Origin of the sequence: Kitasatospora sp. NPDC089913 (assembly GCF_044748625.1) — a bacterium.
Classification (GTDB): domain Bacteria; phylum Actinomycetota; class Actinomycetes; order Streptomycetales; family Streptomycetaceae; genus Kitasatospora.
Genome location: NZ_JBIVGI010000008.1, coordinates 13,722 through 32,050, shown reverse-complemented (window position 1 = coordinate 32,050; position 18,329 = coordinate 13,722). Strand labels below are relative to the sequence as shown.

The 18,329-nt window shown below is 74.9% G+C and carries 18 protein-coding genes and 1 pseudogene; 8 read left to right on the top strand and 11 right to left on the bottom strand.

The window, feature by feature from the left end; all coding sequences use genetic code 11:
- Positions 1-668: 668 nt before the first annotated feature.
- The 3 genes from ACIPYS_RS14980 to ACIPYS_RS14970 all read right to left on the bottom strand — a co-directional run bounded on the left by ACIPYS_RS14980 (position 669) and on the right by ACIPYS_RS14970 (position 3,110).
- Positions 669-1,004, bottom strand: coding sequence for a hypothetical protein (locus ACIPYS_RS14980; RefSeq protein ID WP_400746312.1), 336 nt, complete (start codon positions 1,002-1,004; stop codon positions 669-671).
- Between the two features lie 97 nt (positions 1,005-1,101).
- Complete coding sequence (locus tag ACIPYS_RS14975; RefSeq protein WP_400746645.1) at positions 1,102-2,175, bottom strand: polyprenyl synthetase family protein; 1,074 nt, start codon at positions 2,173-2,175, stop codon at positions 1,102-1,104.
- Positions 2,176-2,288: 113 nt separating this feature from the next.
- Positions 2,289-3,110: a class I SAM-dependent methyltransferase gene (locus tag ACIPYS_RS14970; protein ID WP_400746310.1), complete on the bottom strand. Its 822-nt coding sequence runs from the start codon at positions 3,108-3,110 to the stop codon at positions 2,289-2,291.
- Positions 3,111-3,288: 178 nt separating this feature from the next.
- Here ACIPYS_RS14970 and ACIPYS_RS14965 point away from each other — a divergent pair, with 178 nt between their 5' ends.
- Positions 3,289-4,203 (top strand): helix-turn-helix domain-containing protein, encoded by a 915-nt coding sequence (locus tag ACIPYS_RS14965; RefSeq protein WP_400746308.1) that lies wholly within the window; start codon positions 3,289-3,291, stop codon positions 4,201-4,203.
- Positions 4,204-4,658: 455 nt separating this feature from the next.
- On the opposite strand, the gene ACIPYS_RS14960 is transcribed toward ACIPYS_RS14965, so the two are convergent.
- A complete protein-coding gene (locus ACIPYS_RS14960) occupies positions 4,659-5,774 on the bottom strand; it encodes a transposase domain-containing protein (RefSeq protein WP_400746306.1) in 1,116 nt (371 codons plus the stop codon).
- A gap of 137 nt (positions 5,775-5,911) precedes the next feature.
- On the opposite strand from ACIPYS_RS14960, the gene ACIPYS_RS14955 reads away from it, so the two are divergent.
- Together ACIPYS_RS14955 and ACIPYS_RS14950 are read left to right on the top strand one after the other, a co-directional pair.
- Positions 5,912-6,292, top strand: a complete 381-nt coding sequence (locus ACIPYS_RS14955) for a VOC family protein (protein ID WP_093862960.1) — start codon at positions 5,912-5,914, stop codon at positions 6,290-6,292.
- 90 nt (positions 6,293-6,382) lie between these two features.
- On the top strand, positions 6,383-7,054 hold the full coding sequence (locus ACIPYS_RS14950; RefSeq protein ID WP_400746303.1) for a GNAT family N-acetyltransferase: 672 nt from the start codon (positions 6,383-6,385) through the stop codon (positions 7,052-7,054).
- A gap of 320 nt (positions 7,055-7,374) precedes the next feature.
- On the opposite strand, the gene ACIPYS_RS14945 is transcribed toward ACIPYS_RS14950, so the two are convergent.
- The 3 genes and pseudogenes from ACIPYS_RS14945 to ACIPYS_RS14935 form a co-directional block, all read right to left on the bottom strand.
- Positions 7,375-8,655, bottom strand: a complete 1,281-nt coding sequence (locus ACIPYS_RS14945; protein WP_093862963.1) for a serine hydrolase — start codon at positions 8,653-8,655, stop codon at positions 7,375-7,377.
- Between the two features lie 323 nt (positions 8,656-8,978).
- Positions 8,979-9,224, bottom strand: a pseudogene (locus ACIPYS_RS14940) (glycoside hydrolase family 19 protein); the annotation flags it as partial.
- Positions 9,225-9,391: 167 nt separating this feature from the next.
- The gene (locus ACIPYS_RS14935) at positions 9,392-10,129 is read right to left on the bottom strand and encodes a class I SAM-dependent methyltransferase (protein ID WP_400746302.1); all 738 of its coding nucleotides are present in this window, start codon (positions 10,127-10,129) and stop codon (positions 9,392-9,394) included.
- A gap of 98 nt (positions 10,130-10,227) precedes the next feature.
- Between ACIPYS_RS14935 and ACIPYS_RS14930 the strand changes: the two genes are divergently transcribed.
- Complete coding sequence (locus ACIPYS_RS14930) at positions 10,228-10,800, top strand: helix-turn-helix domain-containing protein (protein WP_093862965.1); 573 nt, start codon at positions 10,228-10,230, stop codon at positions 10,798-10,800.
- 101 nt (positions 10,801-10,901) lie between these two features.
- Here the strand turns inward: ACIPYS_RS14930 and ACIPYS_RS14925 are convergent, their stop codons facing one another.
- The 3 genes from ACIPYS_RS14925 to ACIPYS_RS14915 form a co-directional block, all read right to left on the bottom strand.
- On the bottom strand, positions 10,902-12,653 hold the full coding sequence (locus ACIPYS_RS14925) for a WD40 repeat domain-containing protein (protein ID WP_400746300.1): 1,752 nt from the start codon (positions 12,651-12,653) through the stop codon (positions 10,902-10,904).
- A 237-nt stretch (positions 12,654-12,890) separates the two neighbouring features.
- A complete protein-coding gene (locus ACIPYS_RS14920; protein WP_400746298.1) occupies positions 12,891-13,922 on the bottom strand; it encodes a polyprenyl synthetase family protein in 1,032 nt (343 codons plus the stop codon).
- A 122-nt stretch (positions 13,923-14,044) separates the two neighbouring features.
- Positions 14,045-14,692 carry an MOSC domain-containing protein gene (locus tag ACIPYS_RS14915; RefSeq protein WP_400746296.1) on the bottom strand — a complete coding sequence of 216 codons (648 nt, stop codon included), beginning with the start codon at positions 14,690-14,692 and terminating at the stop codon, positions 14,045-14,047.
- 397 nt (positions 14,693-15,089) lie between these two features.
- On the opposite strand from ACIPYS_RS14915, the gene ACIPYS_RS14910 reads away from it, so the two are divergent.
- On the top strand, positions 15,090-15,605 hold the full coding sequence (locus ACIPYS_RS14910; RefSeq protein WP_400746294.1) for a hypothetical protein: 516 nt from the start codon (positions 15,090-15,092) through the stop codon (positions 15,603-15,605).
- A gap of 121 nt (positions 15,606-15,726) precedes the next feature.
- Here ACIPYS_RS14910 and ACIPYS_RS14905 read toward each other — a convergent pair whose 3' ends face one another.
- Entirely contained in the window at positions 15,727-16,338 is a 612-nt protein-coding gene (locus ACIPYS_RS14905; protein ID WP_400746292.1) for a hypothetical protein, read from the bottom strand.
- Positions 16,339-16,532: 194 nt separating this feature from the next.
- Between ACIPYS_RS14905 and ACIPYS_RS14900 the strand changes: the two genes are divergently transcribed.
- The 3 genes from ACIPYS_RS14900 (at position 16,533) to ACIPYS_RS14890 (ending at position 18,318) form a co-directional block, all read left to right on the top strand.
- Entirely contained in the window at positions 16,533-16,892 is a 360-nt protein-coding gene (locus ACIPYS_RS14900; RefSeq protein WP_400746290.1) for a DoxX family protein, read from the top strand.
- Between the two features lie 311 nt (positions 16,893-17,203).
- Positions 17,204-17,422, top strand: coding sequence for a hypothetical protein (locus ACIPYS_RS14895; RefSeq protein WP_400746288.1), 219 nt, complete (start codon positions 17,204-17,206; stop codon positions 17,420-17,422).
- Between the two features lie 383 nt (positions 17,423-17,805).
- Positions 17,806-18,318 (top strand): M12 family metallopeptidase, encoded by a 513-nt coding sequence (locus tag ACIPYS_RS14890; RefSeq protein WP_400746286.1) that lies wholly within the window; start codon positions 17,806-17,808, stop codon positions 18,316-18,318.
- The last annotated feature ends 11 nt before the right edge of the window (positions 18,319-18,329 follow it).

Below are 18,329 nucleotides of genomic sequence, written 5' to 3'. Positions count from 1 at the left end.
GCCTCGGCGGTCTCCTGTGACCCGAGTGACTGCGCAGCGTACGCACTCTGTCACCCGGAGTGCCTGGGTGCGATTGCCGATTCGCGCGGGGATTCCCTCCCGTTCCGCTCCGCCGCGCATTCCGGAGTTCCGGCAATTCCCCGGCCCGCCCGATTGTCCCGCCACTGGTCCGGGGGGCCGTTCGTCGACGTTCCCGCTGCTCGCGGCCGCCTGTCGGACGGTTCCGGATTCGCGGAGAATTGACGTGGCGTCAGGCCGATCCGAATCGGTCGGACGCCGATGGATCGTCCACCTGTCAACCGCGTGCCGCATCCCGGACGGGACTCGACCCGAAGTACACGTCGTACCGTTCCTGTCGGCCCCGAAGCTCCTCGAACGGCAGCGGTCCCGCGGCCACGTCGGCCAGGGCGCGGAAGTACCCGAACCGCTCCACTCCGGGGGTCGCGACCCCCGGAAGGTCCGCGACCTCACCGCCCCCACCGTCCTCGCCACGCCTGCCGGCCCGACCTCGGCCCCGCGCCACCGGCTGGCGGCCTTCCAAGAGGCCTGTTCGCCCTGGGGAACGGTCGGGCCGCAGCAGGGCGTTGCCGGCCCGACCGAGTGCCGTCGGGTGCGGCACGGGAAGTCGGACCGGTCGACCTCCCGCGCCGCACCCACCTGGACAGGCCCTACTCCTGGGCGGCCATGCGGCAGCCGTCGGCCGCGATGACGGTGGGTACGCGGTCGTCGCGCAGCTTCCGGTAACAGGCCCGGGACGCCGCCTCGCCTCCGGGCCCGCCGGTCAGGCAGGCTTCCTCGATGAGCTGCTGGTCGGTGTCCGGGGCGTGCTCCAGCACGTAGTAGAAGCAGCCCGGCGGCGTCGCGTGCGCGGCCGGGGCCGGCGCGACGACACCACCGAGGGCGAGGGCGAGGGCGAGGGCGAGGGTGGAATGGCGGCGTCGATGCGTCGTTCCGAATTCATGGTGGTCCTTTCGGCGAGGAAGGAGCGCTTCGCCGCCGACCACCGTCGTTCCGTCGCTGTGCCTGTCCCGTCTCTCGCGACACTGCCGGTGTCCCACCCGACCTTGCGATCCGGCTCCGGTCCCGGGAACGTGGCCGCTCCTACGGCGAGGACGGCCGCACCGCGTTCGCGAGCGGCAGGCCCTCGAAGAAGGCCACCGCCTCCTCGCGCCAGTGCGGGCGCCAGGTCGCGGCCTCGGCGGCGGCCGTCTCGGCGCAGCGGCGCATGTCGGCGCGGAGCTTGCGGTCCACGCCCAGCCGGCGGGCCAGCTCGCGGATCCGTTCGACCGTCGCGGCCGGGCAGTGCGGGTCGCCGAGCGCGGACTCCACCACGGCCCGCTGCTCCTCGTCGGCGGCCGCGAGCAGGGCGCTCACGGCGTAGCTGCGGCGGCCCGCGCGGAGGTCGGCACTGGTGGACTTGCCGGTGCTGTCCTCGTCGCCGAACAGGTCGAGGTAGTCGTCCCGCAGCTGGCCGCCGATGCCGACCGGGATCGCGTAGCGGCGCAGCGCCGCGTCGTGGGCGGCGATGTCCTCGCCGGCGGCCAGCAGGCCCAGCCGCAGCGGCGCGAGCACGGAGTACCGGGTGGACTTGTACTCGCAGACGGTGTGCAGGAACTCCTCGTCCGGGACCGGCCGGAGGTCGCGTTCGAGGTCGATGATCTGGCCCGCCACGGTCTCGGCGCCGGCGTCCAGTTGCACCTCCAGCATCGCCTGCCGCAGTTCGGCGGGGGCGTCCGCCTCCAGCAGGACCCGGATCGACAGGAAGGCGGCGAGGTCCCCGGCCAGGACGGCCAGGCCGAGCGCGGTGCGGTCCGCCGCCGGGAACTCGCCGCGGTAGGCGTAGTAGGTGGACGGGCCGCCGCGCCGCAGGGGCGCGTCGTCGATGATGTCGTCGTGGACCAGGCCGTGCGTCTGCAGCAGTTCGATGCTCAGCGCGGCCTCCGTCAGGCCGGGCACCGGGTCCGTGGTCACCAGTCGGGCGGCCTCGTGCAGCAGGGCGACCCGCAGCCGTTTGCCGCCGCGCAGCGAGAGGTCCCGCAGCAGCTCCAGGCAGCGTGGGGTGAAGCGGCTGAGCGGGGGTGTGTCGAGGCGCTCCGGCAGGGTGTCGAAGTACGCCTCGAAGCTGCGGTCGAACCGCTGCCGGTGCCCGGTGGCCCGTTCGCGGGCGGCGGCCATGATCGTCTCGTTCACGCCCCCACCCTCGCATCCGCCCGTCCCGGGGCGACGGCCGCCCCGGCCGGTTCCGGTGCCCGCGCGGGCCGCCTCCCCCGGGGGCGGCCCGGCGCGGGTCACGGAGTGGCGGCCAGTTCCGCGACGGCGTAGGGCCGGTGGCCGAGGAGGAGGGGGCGGAGGGCGGCTGCGGCGATGCGCTGGGCCGGCCCGATGCGTTCCATGACGGGGTGTTCGGCGGTGGACGTCCAGCCCGGGGAGAGGGCGGCGAGGCCGGTGCTGCTGCGGGCGCCGGAGCGGAAGCGGGCGCCGGTGGCGCGGGAGATGGGATGGAGGCCGCTGAGGGCGATCCAGGGGTGGAAGAAGTCGGCGGCGAGGCGGGTGCCGGGTCCGAGGTGGCGGCGGACGTCGCCGAGGAAGCCGGTGACCTCGGCGGGGGAGAGGTACATCAGGACCCCTTCGGCGATGACCAGCGTGGGGCCGGTGCCCGCCTCCACCACCCCGGTCCACTCCGGTGCGGTGAGCGAGGCCGGGTGGACCAGGGCCCGGCTGTCGGGCAGCAGTCGGCGGCGCAGCTCCACCACCTCGGGGACGTCGACGCCGAGCCAGCGGATCCCGTCGGGCATGGTGCCGGCGAGCCGCTCGTCCCGGGTGCAGAGGCCGATGCCGGCGGACAGGACGGTGCCGGTGGGGTGGGCGCGGGCGAATCGCCGGGTGATCTCGTCGAGGACGATGGCCCGGTGGACGGAGCCGAGCGCGTTGGAGCGGTCGGTCAGTACCTCGGAGTCCTTGAAGCCGGTTTCCCGGAGCACCCGGGTGGCCTGCGGGTCGCTGAACTCGGTACCGGGGAGCAGCTGTTGCGCGTGGGCGCGGCCGTAGAGGGGGGTGAGCAGGGTCATCGCCACACCGCTCAGGCCGTGCACGGGGGAGTCGTCTGACATAAGGTTAGGCTTACCTAACTCTGAGCGGGGGTCAAGTGGCCCGTCCGGCTCCGTGGGGCGCGTGGGGGGCCGACGGCGCCGGCCCCCCACGTCCGTTCCGGCCGCGCCGCCCGGGCCACCTCCGCGCCATGGCATCGTGGACACGTCAAGTCTCTGTCCCTGCGATGCGGGAGCGCCCATGGAACGCGGCAGCGCAACACCGGACCTCGTCGACGGCGAGTGCGAGATGGCGTACGGCGCGGCCCGGCCGAGACTGCGCGAGTACGTGCTCGGCTACCGCGGCTACCGGCTGGATTCCGACCGGCCCCGCCGCCGGCTCGAAGTGCCCACCGACGTGGTGACGCTGACCGTCGGCTTCGACGGAGCGCTGCGGCTCACCGACGCCGTCGTCGGCCGCGACAGCGGCTCCTTCGGGTCCGTCCTGGCCGGGCTGCGGCGCACCGCGACGGTCGCCGAGCACAGCGGCCGGCTGCACGGCCTCGCCGTGTCGCTCACCCCGCAGGGCGCCTACCGCATCCTCGGCCCGGCGCTCGGCGACCTCGACGGCCGGTGGATCGAGGCGGGCGCCGCCTTCCCCGGCCGGGGCCCGCGCGAACTCGTCGACCGGCTGCGGGAGTCGCGGACCTGGTCGGGGCGGTTCGCCCTGCTCGACGCCTACTTCGACGCGCGGTTCGCGGAGGGGCGGATCTGGGACCCCTCGGTGAGCTGGGCCTGGGAACAGCTGCGTGCCTCGCACGGGCGGGCCTCGGTCCGGACGCTGGTGGACAGTACCGGCTGGAGCCGCCGGCGACTGGAGCAGCGCTTCCGCGAGCACCTCGGCCTGGCCCCGAAGCAGGCCGCCGACATCCTCCGCCTCCAGCGCGCCCTGCTGACCTACGAACGGCGGCCCGGCTGGGGCGGGGCCCGGATCGCCGACCACTGCGGCTTCTACGACCAGGCGCACCTGGTGCACTCCTTCCGCGCCATGGTGGGCTGCTCGCCGACCGCGTTCTTCGCCGCCCGCCGGGCCGCGCAGGCCCCCGAGCCGAGCGACCGCGTGTCCGGGCGGGTCACCACCGTGGTCGACTTCGTGGAGGCGGGCCCGGACCGCTGACCGGAGTGCGCATTTTTACAAGCCCGGCCCGCCGCCCGCGCGGCATCCTGATCCGACGGGGCGGCGACGGGGGAGCCGCCCCCGCACTCGTCCGCCGCCCGCTGCCCCGCAGCATCCCGGGCCCGCCGGGGGGCAGGAGTGGGAAGTCGGCCCGGTCGACCTCCCACTCCCGCTCCGGTTCCCGTGCCTGCTCCGGTTCCCGTGCCTGTTCCCGTCCCCGTCCCTGCTCCCGTTCCCGTGCCTGTTCCCGCCCCGACCCCGTCCCCGTTCCCATGCCGCACAGCCCCGCGCCGCGCCGCTCCGTGCTGCGGCGACCGGTCCGCGCACGGCACGCCCCACCGCGCCGTGCGGGAGCCCTCCGCGCAGCGGCCCCCCGACCGCAGACCCCGCGCCGAGGGCGACTCCACCGTCCGCGCAGGAAGTCGGCCCGCCCGACTCCCTGCGCGGACGGGACCTCAGGCCGGGGCGGGGGAACCGGCGGCGTACTCGACCAGCAGGTGGGCCCAGATCTCCTGGTGGACCAGGTCGGGATCGGTCGCCCGCACCCCGCCGGGCCCGCGCAGCGCCGCGCCCGTCCGCCCTGCCCCGGCCGACCGCCCCCACCACCGACGGTGGGCGTCCGCCGCCTCGGCGGCCGTCACCTCCTCCGGGTCCCTGAACGTGGTGATGAGGCGGCCCGCGTCGCCGTCCTCGACCACCCGCACCGGATGGGCGACGTACGGGTCGGGCTTCGCACCGGACCGTGCCTCGAGGAGCACCTCGGCCCGCTCGTGCGCGGGCAGGCCGGGGCGGACCAGGAGCGACAGGTACGACCCTTCCGGCAGCACCTCCAGGACCGGCAGCGGGATCCGGGGCGGGACCCGCCAGCACACCGCGGCCCCGGTCATGGCCGCGGCACCGAACGCCGCGAAGGAGTACCGGCTCGGATCGCCGAGCAGCGCCCACTCGCTGCCGGCAGTGGCCGGCAGCGAGGCCGCCATCGCGCCCTCGTCGCGGCCGCGCGGTCCGGCCTCGGCGTCGACGACGGTGCCCGAACCGCAGTCGACGACGGCCACCACCCGGGCTCCCGGGGCCGTCGCGAGGGCCTGCCCGGCGCCGTCGGTGCCGAACTCGGCCGCGTTCTCCGCCGAGTCGGGCACCTCGAGCCCGAACCCCTCGAAGGCCATCAGCCGTCGGCCGCCGAGCCAGGTGCCGGGGAAGGCGACCGGCTGCGCGACCCGGTAGAACGTCTCCCGCAGCACGTCCCGGCCCAGCCGCCGCCGGGCCCGGTCGATCCCTGCTTCCGTCAGCGGTCCCCGCGGCGGGCCATGGCCGCCGTCGAGCCGGAACAGCTCCGCGACGACCCTCCGCCCGACATCCTCGGCCGGCTCGTCGGGGAACAGGCACAGCGCCATCGTCAGGTAGGCGGTCAGGTGCGGCGGGAGGTCCCCGTCCGGGGCCGGCCCGCCCAGCCCCAGGGCGTCGGCGGCCTCCTCGATCAGCGACCGCGGCACCGCCGCCGGCAGGTCGCCCACCGACACCCCGCCCGGTCGCACGACCGGACCCTCCTGCTCGACGGATTCCGAAGCCATGACGAGGATCCTGGAGCGGACGGCGCGTCCTGGTCCCGGTCCGCGGCCGGGGCTGCGGAACGCGATCGACGCCGATCTGTCCGACTGGTAAGTTCCCGCGAAGGTACTTCCTCGTCCCGAGAGAGTGGGTTCTTTCCATGGCGTGCCGGATCAGTGAGATCGTGCTCCAGTGCCACGACCCGGAGGCGCTGGCCCGGTTCTGGTGCGAGGTCCTGGACTTCGTCGAGCTGGACCGGGAGGCCGAGGGCTGCATCGAGATCGGTCCGCGCGAGGGGTTCGGCGGCCCGCAGTCGACGATCTTCCTGATCCGCACCGACCTGCCGAGGCCCGGGAACAACCGGCTGCACATCGACGTCAACCCCACCGACCGCGACCAGGCCGCCGAGCTCGAGCGTCTGTTGGCCGCCGGGGCCGTGCCGGTCGACGTCGGCCAGCCGGAGGACGCGTCCTGGCACGTGCTCGCCGACCCGGAGGGAAATGAGTTCTGCCTGCTGAGCACCCGCCTCGCGCCCGTCTGAGCGGCACTCGCCGGAAATTGTGGTGCGGCGGACTCACGGGGCCTGGGAGGCTGCCGGGGCCGCTGTCGTCGATCGTGTCGAGGAGGAACCATGGGTTCCGCCACCGGGGTAACGCCGCTCGAAGGGCCCGTGCTCGAGGGCGAGTTCGTCCGCCTGGAACCGCTGGCCCACGCCCACGCGCCGGAGCTGGCCCTCGCCGCGGAGGAGGACCGGGGCGGCTACGGCTTCACCTGGGTGCCGCCGGCGAGCGACTTCGCCGCCTATGTGGAAACCCAACTGGCCAGGCGGGACGCCGGTTGGGCGGTCCCGTACGCCCAGGTGGACCGCGCCACCGGCCGGGCCGTCGGCGCGACGGCGTACCTGGACCCGCGCCGTCACCCGGCGGACGGCAGGCTGTTCGCGATCGAGGTCGGCTTCACCTGGCTGGCGGCCTCCGCCCAGGGCAGCGGGCTGAACACCGAGGCCAAGTACCTGCTCTTCCGGCATGCCTTCGAGGACTGGGACGTCTCCCGGCTGGACCTCAAGACCGATGCCCGCAACGGCCGTTCCCGCGCGGCGATCGCGAAGACGGGCGCCACCTTCGAGGGTGTGCTGCGGAACTGGTCCATTTCCTGGGCCCCTGGTGAGGACGGCCTGCTCCGGGACTCGGCCGTCTTCTCGATCACGGCGGCGGAGTGGCCCTCCTGCCGCGCCGCCCTGGAGCACCGGCTCGACGATCTGCGGGAGCGCCGGGCGGCCGCCGTGGGACCGTCGCGCCCGTGACCGAGGAACGGGAGTGGGAAGTCGCCGGGGTCGGACCGGTCGGACCGGGGGCGGCACTGGCGGAACTCCGGGCAATGGCGGCCGAGGGTGGGTTCGAGGCATGGCTGACCGGCGGATCCGGGCGGCAGTTGGCGATGGTCTCCAATCCACCGATCACCTGCGGGCGGTGTCCTCCTGCCCGCCGGATCACGCTGCTCCCCTGAGGCTCGGCCGCTCGGCCGTTTCCGGCCCGCCGCCGGCCCGCCGCCGGCCCGCCGCGGCGATCTGCGGCGGCCCGGCGGTCTCGGCGCAGGTGTCGGCGCAGGTGTCGGTGAGCGGCTTCAGCGCAGCAGCTTCAGCGGCGACCGGTCGGTGCCGGGCTTCGCCGCCGAGGCCGCCCCGGTGCCGTCCGGGCCGCAGGCCGCCTTGACGAGGAGCGCGTCGATCGCCGCGCCGGTCTCGTCCGTCTCGGCGCCCTCCAGGACGTTGAACGAGAGGGCGAACTGCCGCGAGCCGTCCCGCGCCCCGAGCATGATCGTGTTGTAGCCGGGGATGCCGCCGGTGTGGCCCCAGACCTCGCCGCACGGCAGGTCGTAGCGGATCAGACCGAGGCCGTAGTGCGCGGCGATCATCGGCGCCGGGACGGCCGTGGTCATCTCGGCCAGCCGGGCGGCGGTGAGCAGCTTGCCGCCGAACAGGGCCGCGTGGAAGCGGTCCAGGTCGGCCGTGGTGGAGATGCCGTTGCCGGCGGCGTCCGCGACGGTCGGGTTGATGCGGGTGACGTCCGCCGGGCCCTCCGGCAGCTGGACGTACCCGTGCGCGTGCGGGCCGGGGATCCGGGCGGAGGAGTTCGGGAACGTGGTGTCGTCGAGGTGCAGCGGTTCGACGATCCGCCGTTCCACCTCGCGCTGCCAGCTGCGCCCGGTGACCTTGCGGATGATCATCCCGGTGAGGATGTAGTTGGTGTTGGAGTAGTGCCAGCCCTGTCCGGGCGCGAAGTACGGGGCGTGGCCGACGCCGACGGAGACCAGATCCTCGGGCCGGAAGTCCGTCCACCGCCCCTCGGCCAGGTACGTGCGCAGGCTCGCCTCGTCGTGGTAGAGGAAACGCTGGTCCTCCAGGTAGTCGAACAGGCCGCTGGTGTGCTGGAGCAACTGGCGCAGGGTGATCGCGCCGCCGTCGGGGACGACACCCGGCAGGTACTTCTCCACCGGGTCGTCCAGCCGGAGCCGCCCCTCGTCGGCCAGTTGGAGCACGACGGTGGAGACGAAGGTCTTGGTCACGCTGCCGATCCGGAAGCGGCTTTCGGTGCGCACCGCCCGCCCGGAGTCCAGATCGGTGACCCCGGCGGCGTCGCGCCACGTCCGGCGCCCGGTCTCGCGCGACTCGCCCAGCGCGGCCGTCGCCCCGCCGCGCTGGACCAGGGCCCGCAGCTCCGGGCCCAGGTCGACGGCCGGCCGGGGCCGCTCGGCCTCCGCCACGGCGGCGGGCACCCCGACCCCTGCCGCGACCGCGGCGGTCGGGGCGAGCGTGGCGACCGTGGCCCCGGCCACCGCGACGGCGGCGAGCCGCAGGCCGAGCCGCTCCCGACGACGCGGCCCGGCCCAGTGGTTGGTGTTCATGGTGTTCCCTCCCGGACCCGACCCCCGGGCCCCACGGCCACGTTCGCACCCGTACCGCGCCGCCCGCGTCGTCCTGCGGAAGGTCGTCGGCTGCCTCCCGGCGACGAGCGGAGGTCGGCCCGGAGAGGTGTCGGCCGTCAGCCGAAATCCCCATCAGGGGGCTTGACTTGGCTTCGTGCGCAGGTGGTGGGGCCGGGGTCGGGAGCGGGGGCGGCCTGCTCCGGGTACTGCGGGGGGAGCAGTTCGGGGGGTGGGAGGGAGCAGTGCCACCGCGCGACCCGTGGGGGGCCGTCGGTGCCCACGGGTCGGTCCCCGTGCGGGTCGAGCAGGTACGGGTCGTGCGGCAGATCGAGGTGCAGGGCGTCGCCCGCCGCCTTGTAGTCGAAGTTCCAGCTCAGCTGCAGCGGTCCGCGCCCGTAGTACGCGGACTGCCCGGCCGGGCAGCCGTAGGGCTGTGAAGTGTTCCAGTAGTGGGGGTAGTTGGCGGTGTTCTGTTCCACCACGTACATGGGGCCGCCGGTCTCGTGGCTGACGTTGGCGAGCAGCGCGGCGGCCTCGCGCCGCTTGGTGGCAGGGCGCATCATCGGGGTCGAATCCGGGGAATCCCGTCGCGTGAGGCCCCGAACCGCTCGTTGGGGTTGTTTCCCGTCAACCGCCTCCGGCTCTGCCGCTCGCTGTCGGGACGCCCGGTCGGGCTGGACCGGGCCGGGCGTGACGGTCGGCCGGTGCCGCCCGGTCAGTCGGCGGCGTCGCCCGGTCGGTCCGTGCGGTGCAGGGCGACCACGATGTCGGTGACGGTCGCCGTCCGGCCGCCGGGCCCGGTGGCGGTCCGCTGCGGGGTGTGGCAGCGCTCGGTGAGCCAGTCCGAGCCGAGGTCCAGTGCGGCCCTGACCTCCTCCGGTGCGGGGAAGCGCACCTCCGTCCCGTTCTGCCAGGACCACGGGGCCACCGAGCCGTGCTCCACCACGACCAGTAGTCCGCCCGGGGCCACCGCCGCGGCGGCCCGCCGCAGCACCTGGGCGCGGGGGATCTCGACGGGGGTGTGGAAGTAGGTCGCGCAGACGAGGTCGAAGCGCCCGTCCGGGAAGGTCAGTGCGAGGTCGTGGCGGACCGGGTGCACGCGCTCGGCGACGCCCGCGGCCCGCGCGCCGGCCGCGACCCGGTCCAGCGCCGTCCGGGCGACGTCGACGGCGGTGACGTCCCAGCCGCGCCCGGCCAGCCACAGGGCGTCGCCGCCGTGGCCGCAGCCCAGGTCGAGTGCCGTGCCGGGGGTGGGGGCGAGGTCGGTGACCAGTCCGGCCAGGACGGCGTTGGGCGAGGTGCCCCAGTGTGCGTCGAGTCCGGCGTAGTGCCGCTCCCAGAAGGCGCCGGACTCGGAGTCGGCGGGAGTGCCGGGGGCAGTGCGGGGCGCGGTGCCGGGGGTGGCGGCGAAGGGAGCGGCGGTGTCGGGAGCAGCGGTGTCGGGGGTGTGCACGAGGGGTGTCCTCTCGATCGGGGCGGGCCGTCACGACGACGGTGCAGCCCCGGCTGCCGGAGTTGCAAGGAATCATGCCGTTTCGGCAACCTGGGCCCATGGTGAACGCGAGGAAGGACGTCCTGGACGCGGTCGGCCCCCGCCTGCGCGAGCTGCGGCGGCGGCGCGGGATGACACTGGCGGAGCTGGCCGACCGGACCGGGATCAACGAGAGCACCCTCTCCCGCCTGGAGGGCGGCAGCCGCAAGCCGACCCTGGAACTGCTGCTGGCGCTCGCCGAGGTCCACGCCGTCCCGCTGGACGAGCTGGTCGGCGCGCCCCGCACCGGGGACCCGCGGATCCACCTGCGACCGGTGGCCAGGGACGGCATGACCTACGTGCCGCTCAGCCGTCCCGGCGGCGTCCAGGCCCACAAGCTGATCGTCCCACCGGTCCCGGACGCCGAGCCCGAGCTCAGGACGCACGAGGGGTTCGAGTGGGTCTACGTGCTCGCCGGGCGGTTGCGCCTGCTGCTGGGCGACCGGGTGGTGGTCCTCGGCCCCGGCGAGGCGGCCGAGTTCGACACCAGGGTGCCGCACTGGCTGGGGTCCGACGACGAGCGGGCGGTCGAACTCCTCATCCTGTTCGGGCACCAGGGCGAGCGCGCCCACCTCAGGGCCCGCGCGGACTGAGCCCGGCCGTGCCGTGCGGTGCCGGCGCCGTCCGTGCGGCGCGGGCCCCGCCCCGGCGGTCCCCCGTCGACCGACCCCGGGCCGGGGACGCCCCCGGACCGTCAGGGGTGAGCGGGAGTGGGGCCGAACAGCGCGACGTCCGGGCCGAAGGCGACCAGCAGCCGGCCGTCCGGGGTGAACAGGAGGGCCGTCACCCGGGCGGGCAGGGTGAGTTCGGAGAGCAGGGCGAGGCCGGGGGACGCCGCGTGGACGCGCACGTGCCGCCCGTCGGCGACCGCGACCGCCGGGCGGCCGTGCACCGTGCCGGTGGTCACCGCGGTGAGGTCCCCGGTGGCGCCGAGCGCGCTGTGCGGGACGGCCTCGCCGGTGGCGGTGTCGTGGACGGCGACCTCGTGCCGGTGGGTGGTGACGGTCAGCGAGCCGCCGTCCCCGCCCGCGTTGAGAGTGTGGGTGCGGAACGGGCGCGGCGGCGGTGCGTCGAGGCCGAGTTCGGCACGGCGGTCGAGGTCCCAGGCGCGGACGGCGGTGTTCTCGTACCGGTCGACGTGCTCCGTCACCAGCCTGCCGGGACCGTCCGCGACCATGGCGACGACACCCTCCCAGTCGTCCGGCGGCCGGACCGTGGAGATCGGCTCGGCGAGCGGTTCGCCGGTGGCGAGGTCGCGCAGCAGCAGCGTCTGGTCGTCGCCGCCGGTCACCACCGCCTCCCGGCCGTCCAGCACGGTCACGGCGAGGGCGCGCACGGCCTCCCGGTGCCCGGGCGTACGGCGCACGGGCGGCAGGTCGCAGAAGTCCCAGTACTGACCGGTGCCGGTGCGGACGAACTCGCGGCCGCCGGCCGTGACCCGGCCCACCTCGTGGTTGTCGATCAGCAGCCGGTCCACCGGGCGCAGCGGGTCGAGGCTCCACAGCTCGGCGCGGTCCACCGGCTCGCCCACGTAGCGGTCGCAGCCGGCCACCAGGGCGTGCGGGCGGCCGTCGACCGTGAGCGGGACGAGAAGGCGCAGCTCCTCCTCGTCGGCGCGGGCGCTGGCGTGCGGCGCGCCGGAGGGGAGGTGGTGCAGGGCGAGGGTGCCGCCGAAGCTACCGGCCAGCAGGTGAGGCTCACCGTCGAGCAGGGCGACCGTCCAGCCGGTGAGGTCGTCGGCGGTGCCGAAGGGATCGAGCTCCAGCACCACCCGGCGGGTCGTCAGGTCCCAGAGTGCGAGGTGCCGCTCGTCGGCGCCGCCGAGCGCGTGCGGCCGCCCGTCGAGGGTGAGCGCCAGGACTTCGTCGGGGTGGAGGCCGGGCAGCGGCTCCCCGTCGAGGAGGAGACCCGCCGCCGGGTCGCAGCGGAGCTCCGCGGCCCGGCCGTCGACGGTGACGGTGGCGGCCGGCGCGGGGGCGGTCGGGTCCAGCGGGGTGACCGGGGCGGGCGGAGTGACGGGGTCGAGCGGGGTGACCGGGGCCGGCGGTGCGGCCCCGGCTGCCTCGGGCCCGGTCCGTCCGGGGTGGACGGCGCTTCCGGTCGCCCACACCGGGCGCCACGCCGCCACCGGGGCGCCGGGCACGGGGACCGCGGTGATCCGGTCCGCCAGCCCGTGCGCCCCGAACCGGGCCGCGTCCAGCGCCAGCAGCAGGCGCCGGGCGGCCGGGTCCGCCCCGCCGTGCACGGCGGCCGAGGCCCGGTACACGGCGGCGGCCACCCGCGCCCCGGACCCGGCGGCCGCCCGTGCCCCGGACCCGGCGGCCGCGGACAGCAGGGCCGCGACCTCGGCCGGAGGGGCGGTCACCAGGAAGGCGACGTCCGTCAAGTCCCCTTCCGGGGAGCGGGTTTCGAAGGCCGGACGGTCGCGTCCGTGGTCAGTGGTCACGCCCGGCACAGTAGCGGGCCGCCCCGACAGCGCCCGTCCGGAGCCCCGCTGCACGCCCGCCGCGCCGCGTTGTACGCCCGCCGCGCCGCGCCGCGCCGCACTGCACGCCCGCCGCGCCGCACGCTCCCGGCCGTGCAGTGCGACCCCCACCCCGGTGGTCCCCCGATCGCAGAACCCGTCCCACGACGGCCTGCGGGACCACCGGACGGAGCGCCTCGAGGGCCGCACCGGTCCGGGCTATCGGTCCCGGGCGCCCAGCAGGAACTCCGGGAACAGGTTCACCGTTTGATCGACCAGCCCGTGCAGCCCCGCGACGTACTCGCCCACCCCGCCGGCCTCGTCGATACTCGCGTGCAGTCCGTCGATCAGCGGCCGGACGACCGCCGCGAACGCCCGCAGCCGGCCCGGCTCGGTCAGCTGCGCCGCGAACTCCTCCCGGGCCGTCGCGGAGTCCGCGCACCCGATGAGCAGCTTCTCCGCCACCGCGCGTTCCGGCTCGGGCAGCGAGTTCAGGTACTGCACCACCATGAAGGTGGCAGTCCCGTTGCGAAGGTCCTCGTACCGTCCCGAGGTGATGTCCCGCTGGTCGTTGACCAATTGCCGCAGGACGCCGAACCGAGCACCGAAATCGCGCCACGCGTCCACGCGCGCCCCGTCGCACCCGGCCAGCACCGCGCCGATCGCCGCGGCCATGGCGTACGGCGCACCGGTCTTTCCCAGATAGCCGGCCATGACCTCGTCGGTGCTCGCCGTCGCGGCGGTCGCCGTGAGGTCCGTGATCTGCCCGGCTATCGCCCGGTGCCAGCTGCGGGACAGCTCCTGGCGCAGCCTCAGCGCCCGCGCCGGGTCGTCCCGGCACGCCTCGTCGAGCACCTCGGCCGCCAGGTGGCAGGCGATCCCCAGCACGGCGAGCAGATCCTGGTCCGCGCTGTCCGTGTCGGTGGCGGAGGACGGCCGGGGCCCGGCGTCGGACAGGTCGTCCAGGTAGCGTGCCGAGACCCACCACAGCACGTGCACCACCGCCGCGGGCTCGGCCGCCGCCGGGTCGCCGGAGTGCGTCCCGTGCACCAGGAACGGCAGCGCGACGATCCCGTCCACGGCCGGCCCCGAGCCACGCCCGGCGATCCGGTCCAGGAAGCCGGTCAGGGCCCGTCCCATCGCGCGGTCGGCGGCCGCGCCGGGACCGGTCGAGGCGGTCAGCGCCTCGCCCGTGCCGCGCAGCCGCCGCAGCACGGCGTCCGAACTCCAGGTGGGTCGACTTGCCGTCATGGTGTCCTCCGTGTGAATGCCCGGGCGCTTGAATTCGTTCGAAGATTCGAGAATCGAGGTACGGAGACACTAGTACGGCGACCGAACCCTCGTGACGACCGGTCAGTTCTTCGGAGTCTCCGTCAGGCGGTCCGGCGGTGGACGAGCGCCCGGATCTCCTCCGGCAGGGCGTCGGCGGCCGGCAGGAGCGGCAGCAGCTCCGGTTCGAGTGTCAGCGCGCGGAAGGCGAGGGCCACCGTGACCTCGTGCCCGGGCCGGTGCACGACGTCGATCCGGTCGGCGGCGCGGACGTCCCCCGGCTCGACCACGCGCAGATAGGCGCCGGGCACGGCGGCCTGCGTGAACCGCTTGATCCAGCCCTCCTGTTCCAGCCGGCCCTGGAACGTGGCGCACGGCACCCGGGGGGCCGAGACCTCCAGCACGACGTCCGGCCCGATCCGCCAGCGCTCGCCGATCAGCGCGCCGTTGACGTCGAGGCCGAGGGTGGTGAGGTTCTCCCCGAACACCCCGTTCGCGAGCGGTCGGCCCAGCTCCTCCTGCCAGGCGTCCAGGTCCTCCCGGGCGTAGGCGTAGACGGCCTGATCGGGGCCGCCGTGGTGCTTGACGTCGTAGACCCGGTCGCCCGCGAGACCGACCTCGCCGGTGCCCTTGGGTCCGGGAGCGGCGACGCGCACCGGTCCGTCGACGGGCCGCTTGTCGATGCCCGTGGCGTCGAGCCCCTTCCACGGGTTGGGACGTGGCCTGCCGATGTTGACCGTGAGCAGCTTCATGCCTTCGACGGTACGGGCCGGGCGCTCCGGGGGCGAACCGTTTCCCGTCACCGGCCCGGCGTGGCCCGGTGCGGCCCGGTATCGAGGCCGTGTCGCCACCGTGCTGCGGACCGGGCACGGTTCTGCCACACCGGCCTCTGCCGGGCGGTTGCCGCGTAGCCTCGCTGCCATGGCCGAGACGGATGGCGGGGACCCCTCGCCGACACCGGAACCCGTACCTGCACCCGAACCCGTACCCGTACCCGTACCTGCACCCGAACCCGTACCCGTACCCGTACCTGCACCCGAACCCGTACCCGCCCCTGCGCCCGTACCCGTACCCGCCCCTGCGCCCGAGCCCACCGGAGCCGGGACCACCTTCACGATCGTCGACCTCGGCAAGCTCCTGGTCGGGGCCATGACGTTCGTCGCCGCCCTGGCGGGGCTGATCCTCGGCCTCCGGGCCGAGAGCCGGGCGAGCGAGGACCACGGGCGCGCGGTGAAGGAGGACCAGCGCGTCACCGAGGATCGCCGGCGGGCCGCCGTCGAGCGCACCTACTTCTACGAGACCGACACCGCGGCGGTCGTCGTCAACAGCAGCGACCGGGTGATGTCCATGCGCCTGGTCCTCCCGCAGAAGGGCGTCTGGTGGGGTGGCGTCCAGCCGGCCCCGTGCCGCCAGGTCGTCATCCCCTTCGGCGAGCTCCTGGCGTCGATGAAGACGGCGGCGTCGTCGGTCGAGCTGGGTCCGGCGGATCTGGCGCAGCTCCAGTTGGAGGTCACCGACCCGGACGGACAGGTGTGGCGCCGGGACAGTGCGGGGGTCGTGACTCCCGCCCCTGCGGACACGCGGTCGTCGCGCGGGAACCGTGTCGACAACGGCGAGAAGTGGATGGCGGAGGACAGGAGTTCGCCGGTCTGCGGCGGATCCTGACGAGGTGGCCGTCGAACTGGCGCGAACGGAGTGGGAAGTTGGCATCGTCGACTTCCCACTCCGTGATCTTCGACGGCGCCCCCGGCGTGGGGGCCGTCCTCGATGGGCCGGCAGCTTTCGCTCAGTACCGCCGACCTCGCGCGCGCAGGCGGCGGTTGCGCGCAGCCCGTCGTCGGGCTTCCTCCTCGCGGGCCCGCTCGGCTGCCGCCCGCGCTCGCTCGGCTGCCGCCCGGGCCCGTTCGGCGTCCGCCCGTTGCCGCGCCTCGGCGTCCGGGTCCTGCGGAGCGGACGGAGCCTCCGGGGCAGATGGATCCTCCGGGGCGGACGGAGCCTCCGGGGCGTGCGGGGCCCGGAAGTGCCACTGCTCGTCGTACCGCGGCGGAGGCGTGGTGTCCTGCTCGGCCCGAGGGGGCCAGGGCGGGGGCGGTCCGCCCGGGCTCCCGGCCCGGCCCACCGCGATCCACCGGCGCAGTACGAGGCAGGCGACCAGCGGTCCGAGGAGCACGGCGAGCAGCCACAGCGGAACGACCGAGGAGGAGAGGACACCACGGGCCGAGCCGCCCGGCAGCAGCGCACCCAGCAGGACCACCAGCACCATCAGCGCGACCAGCGCCAGCCAGGTCACGAGGACCACGGCCACCGCCCGAGCGACGACCACCACCCACCGCATCGCGCCCCCTCCCGCCAGGACCGGCACCGCCGCGTCGGCGCCCACAACTGCGCGCCCACCCATGGTTATTACCCCTGGTCCGGCGGACCGCACAACGTCTTTCGCCGCCGTACGGCCGGAGCCCGTGGCGCGGGTGACGGCTGCCGTCGCTTCGGGGCGGACGGACCGGCTCCCGACCGCACCGATACCCGCACGGTATCGGCGCAGCCAGAACGGGTCTTGGACGCCGGCGGCCGCCCGGCGGTGCACTTCTCACCATGGACATCGCCTACTGGACCGTCGCGGGACCGCTCGCGCTCTTCTACCTCTACGCGGGCACGCTGAAAGCGATCCGCAGCCCCGAGCAGCTGCGGCCGATGATGGCCTGGGTCGACCGCATCCCCGTGCCCGCCCTCAGGGCGTTGGGGACGGTGGAGGTCCTCGCCGCGGCCGGCCTGGTACTGCCCCCGCTGACAGGCGTCGCGGTCCCGCTGGCGGGTGCCGCGGCCGCCGGTCTGGTCGTGCTCCAGGCCGGCGCGATCGCCGTCCACCTGACCGGCGGCGACCGCCGGATCGCACTCAACATCGGCCTCGTCGCCGCCGCTGCCGCGGCCGTCCGGCTCGCGGCCGGGCTGTGACAGGCGGTGCCCCCGGTGGGGCCGGGGGCACCGCCGGATCCTGGCTGCCACGCCGCACGGCGCCCCGGTCGTACGTCCGTGGTGCCTCACCGCAGCCGCACGGGCCGACCCGCCGACCGCCTTGTGGGAGTGGGGAGTCGACGCCGCCGACTTCCCACTCCCACGCGCGGGGGCGATTCGGCACGCCGCTGCGGTACGTCGCGGGGAGGCCGGTCGGGGGAGTCCGGCCGGTCCGCCGGGCGTGTCGGTGGCCCCGTGCGGCGGCAGTGCGGTGTGGTGCGCGAACGACCCTTTCGAAAGCCGGAGACCTCGTGCGCCTTCGCCCTGCGACAACTGCCCTGCTGGCCGGACTCGCCCTGGTCCTGACCGCACCGGCGGCCGGCTGTGCGGCCGCCGTTGTCGGGCAGATCGACATCGACGGCTCCCGGTCCGGTGCCGTCGCCGTTCCCGGGCACGACCTCGTGAGCCCAGGGGTGCTCACCCGGGGCGGGAGTGCCGACGGCTCCGTCACCGTGGGTGCTGGGGGCTGACCCGGCGGGGATCCGGGCCGGCCGCGGGGGCCGGGCACTGTTCCGCGTGCGCCCGAACTCCTCCTCGTAGCCGACCGCCAGGAACGTGGCGGTCTCGGGCGAGCAACTGTAGGAGACGACGGCCGTCACGTTGTCCGGCGTCGAGAAGGTCAGGCTTTCCAGGGAGACCGTGCCCTCGGGGTCGTTCGGGTCGGGTTCTGCGACGGCGGACGGGCTCAGCGGCCCGGCGACGGCGGCCAGCATCAGGACGGAGGCGGCGACATGGGTCAGGAATCGGCGGACGGCCACGGTTTCGGAGTCCCTCGGTGTCTGGAGCAGGATGTCCGGACCGGGGCCACGGCTCACCACCGTCGCCCCGGTCCGCACGAACGATCGGTCGTTCGGTGGTGGGACCCAGGGCGGCGATGGCCCACTGGGAGCGGAAGACCCCCATCAGGTTCGTCGAGCGTGCCGTCGGGAACGCGAGGAAGTACCCGGACTACGTGGCGTTCCAGCCCAGCAAGGACGGCGGCTGTGGCTCCGTCGTCGGCCGCACCGGCGGGCAGCAGGGCGTCTACGTCCCCGACTGGTGCGGCGCCACCGACCTCATCCACGAGATCGGACACACGGTCGGCCTGATGCACGAGCACAGCCGCCCGGACCGGGACAAGTACGTCACGGTCTCGTTCGAGAACATGGCGGCGTCCGCCAAGCCGAACTTCCAGATCCGCAAGGAGAGTACGTTCGGCACGGCCTACGATTTCGCGTCGATCATGCACTACGGCGCGACGGCGGCTTCGAAGAACGGCAAGAACACGATCACGCCGAAGCAGAAGCTCCCCGCCGGGGTCGTCATGGGTGCGGCCAAGGAACTGTCCGCGGGCGACATCGCGGGCGTCAAGGCGATGTACGAGTAGGCCGGTCCTCG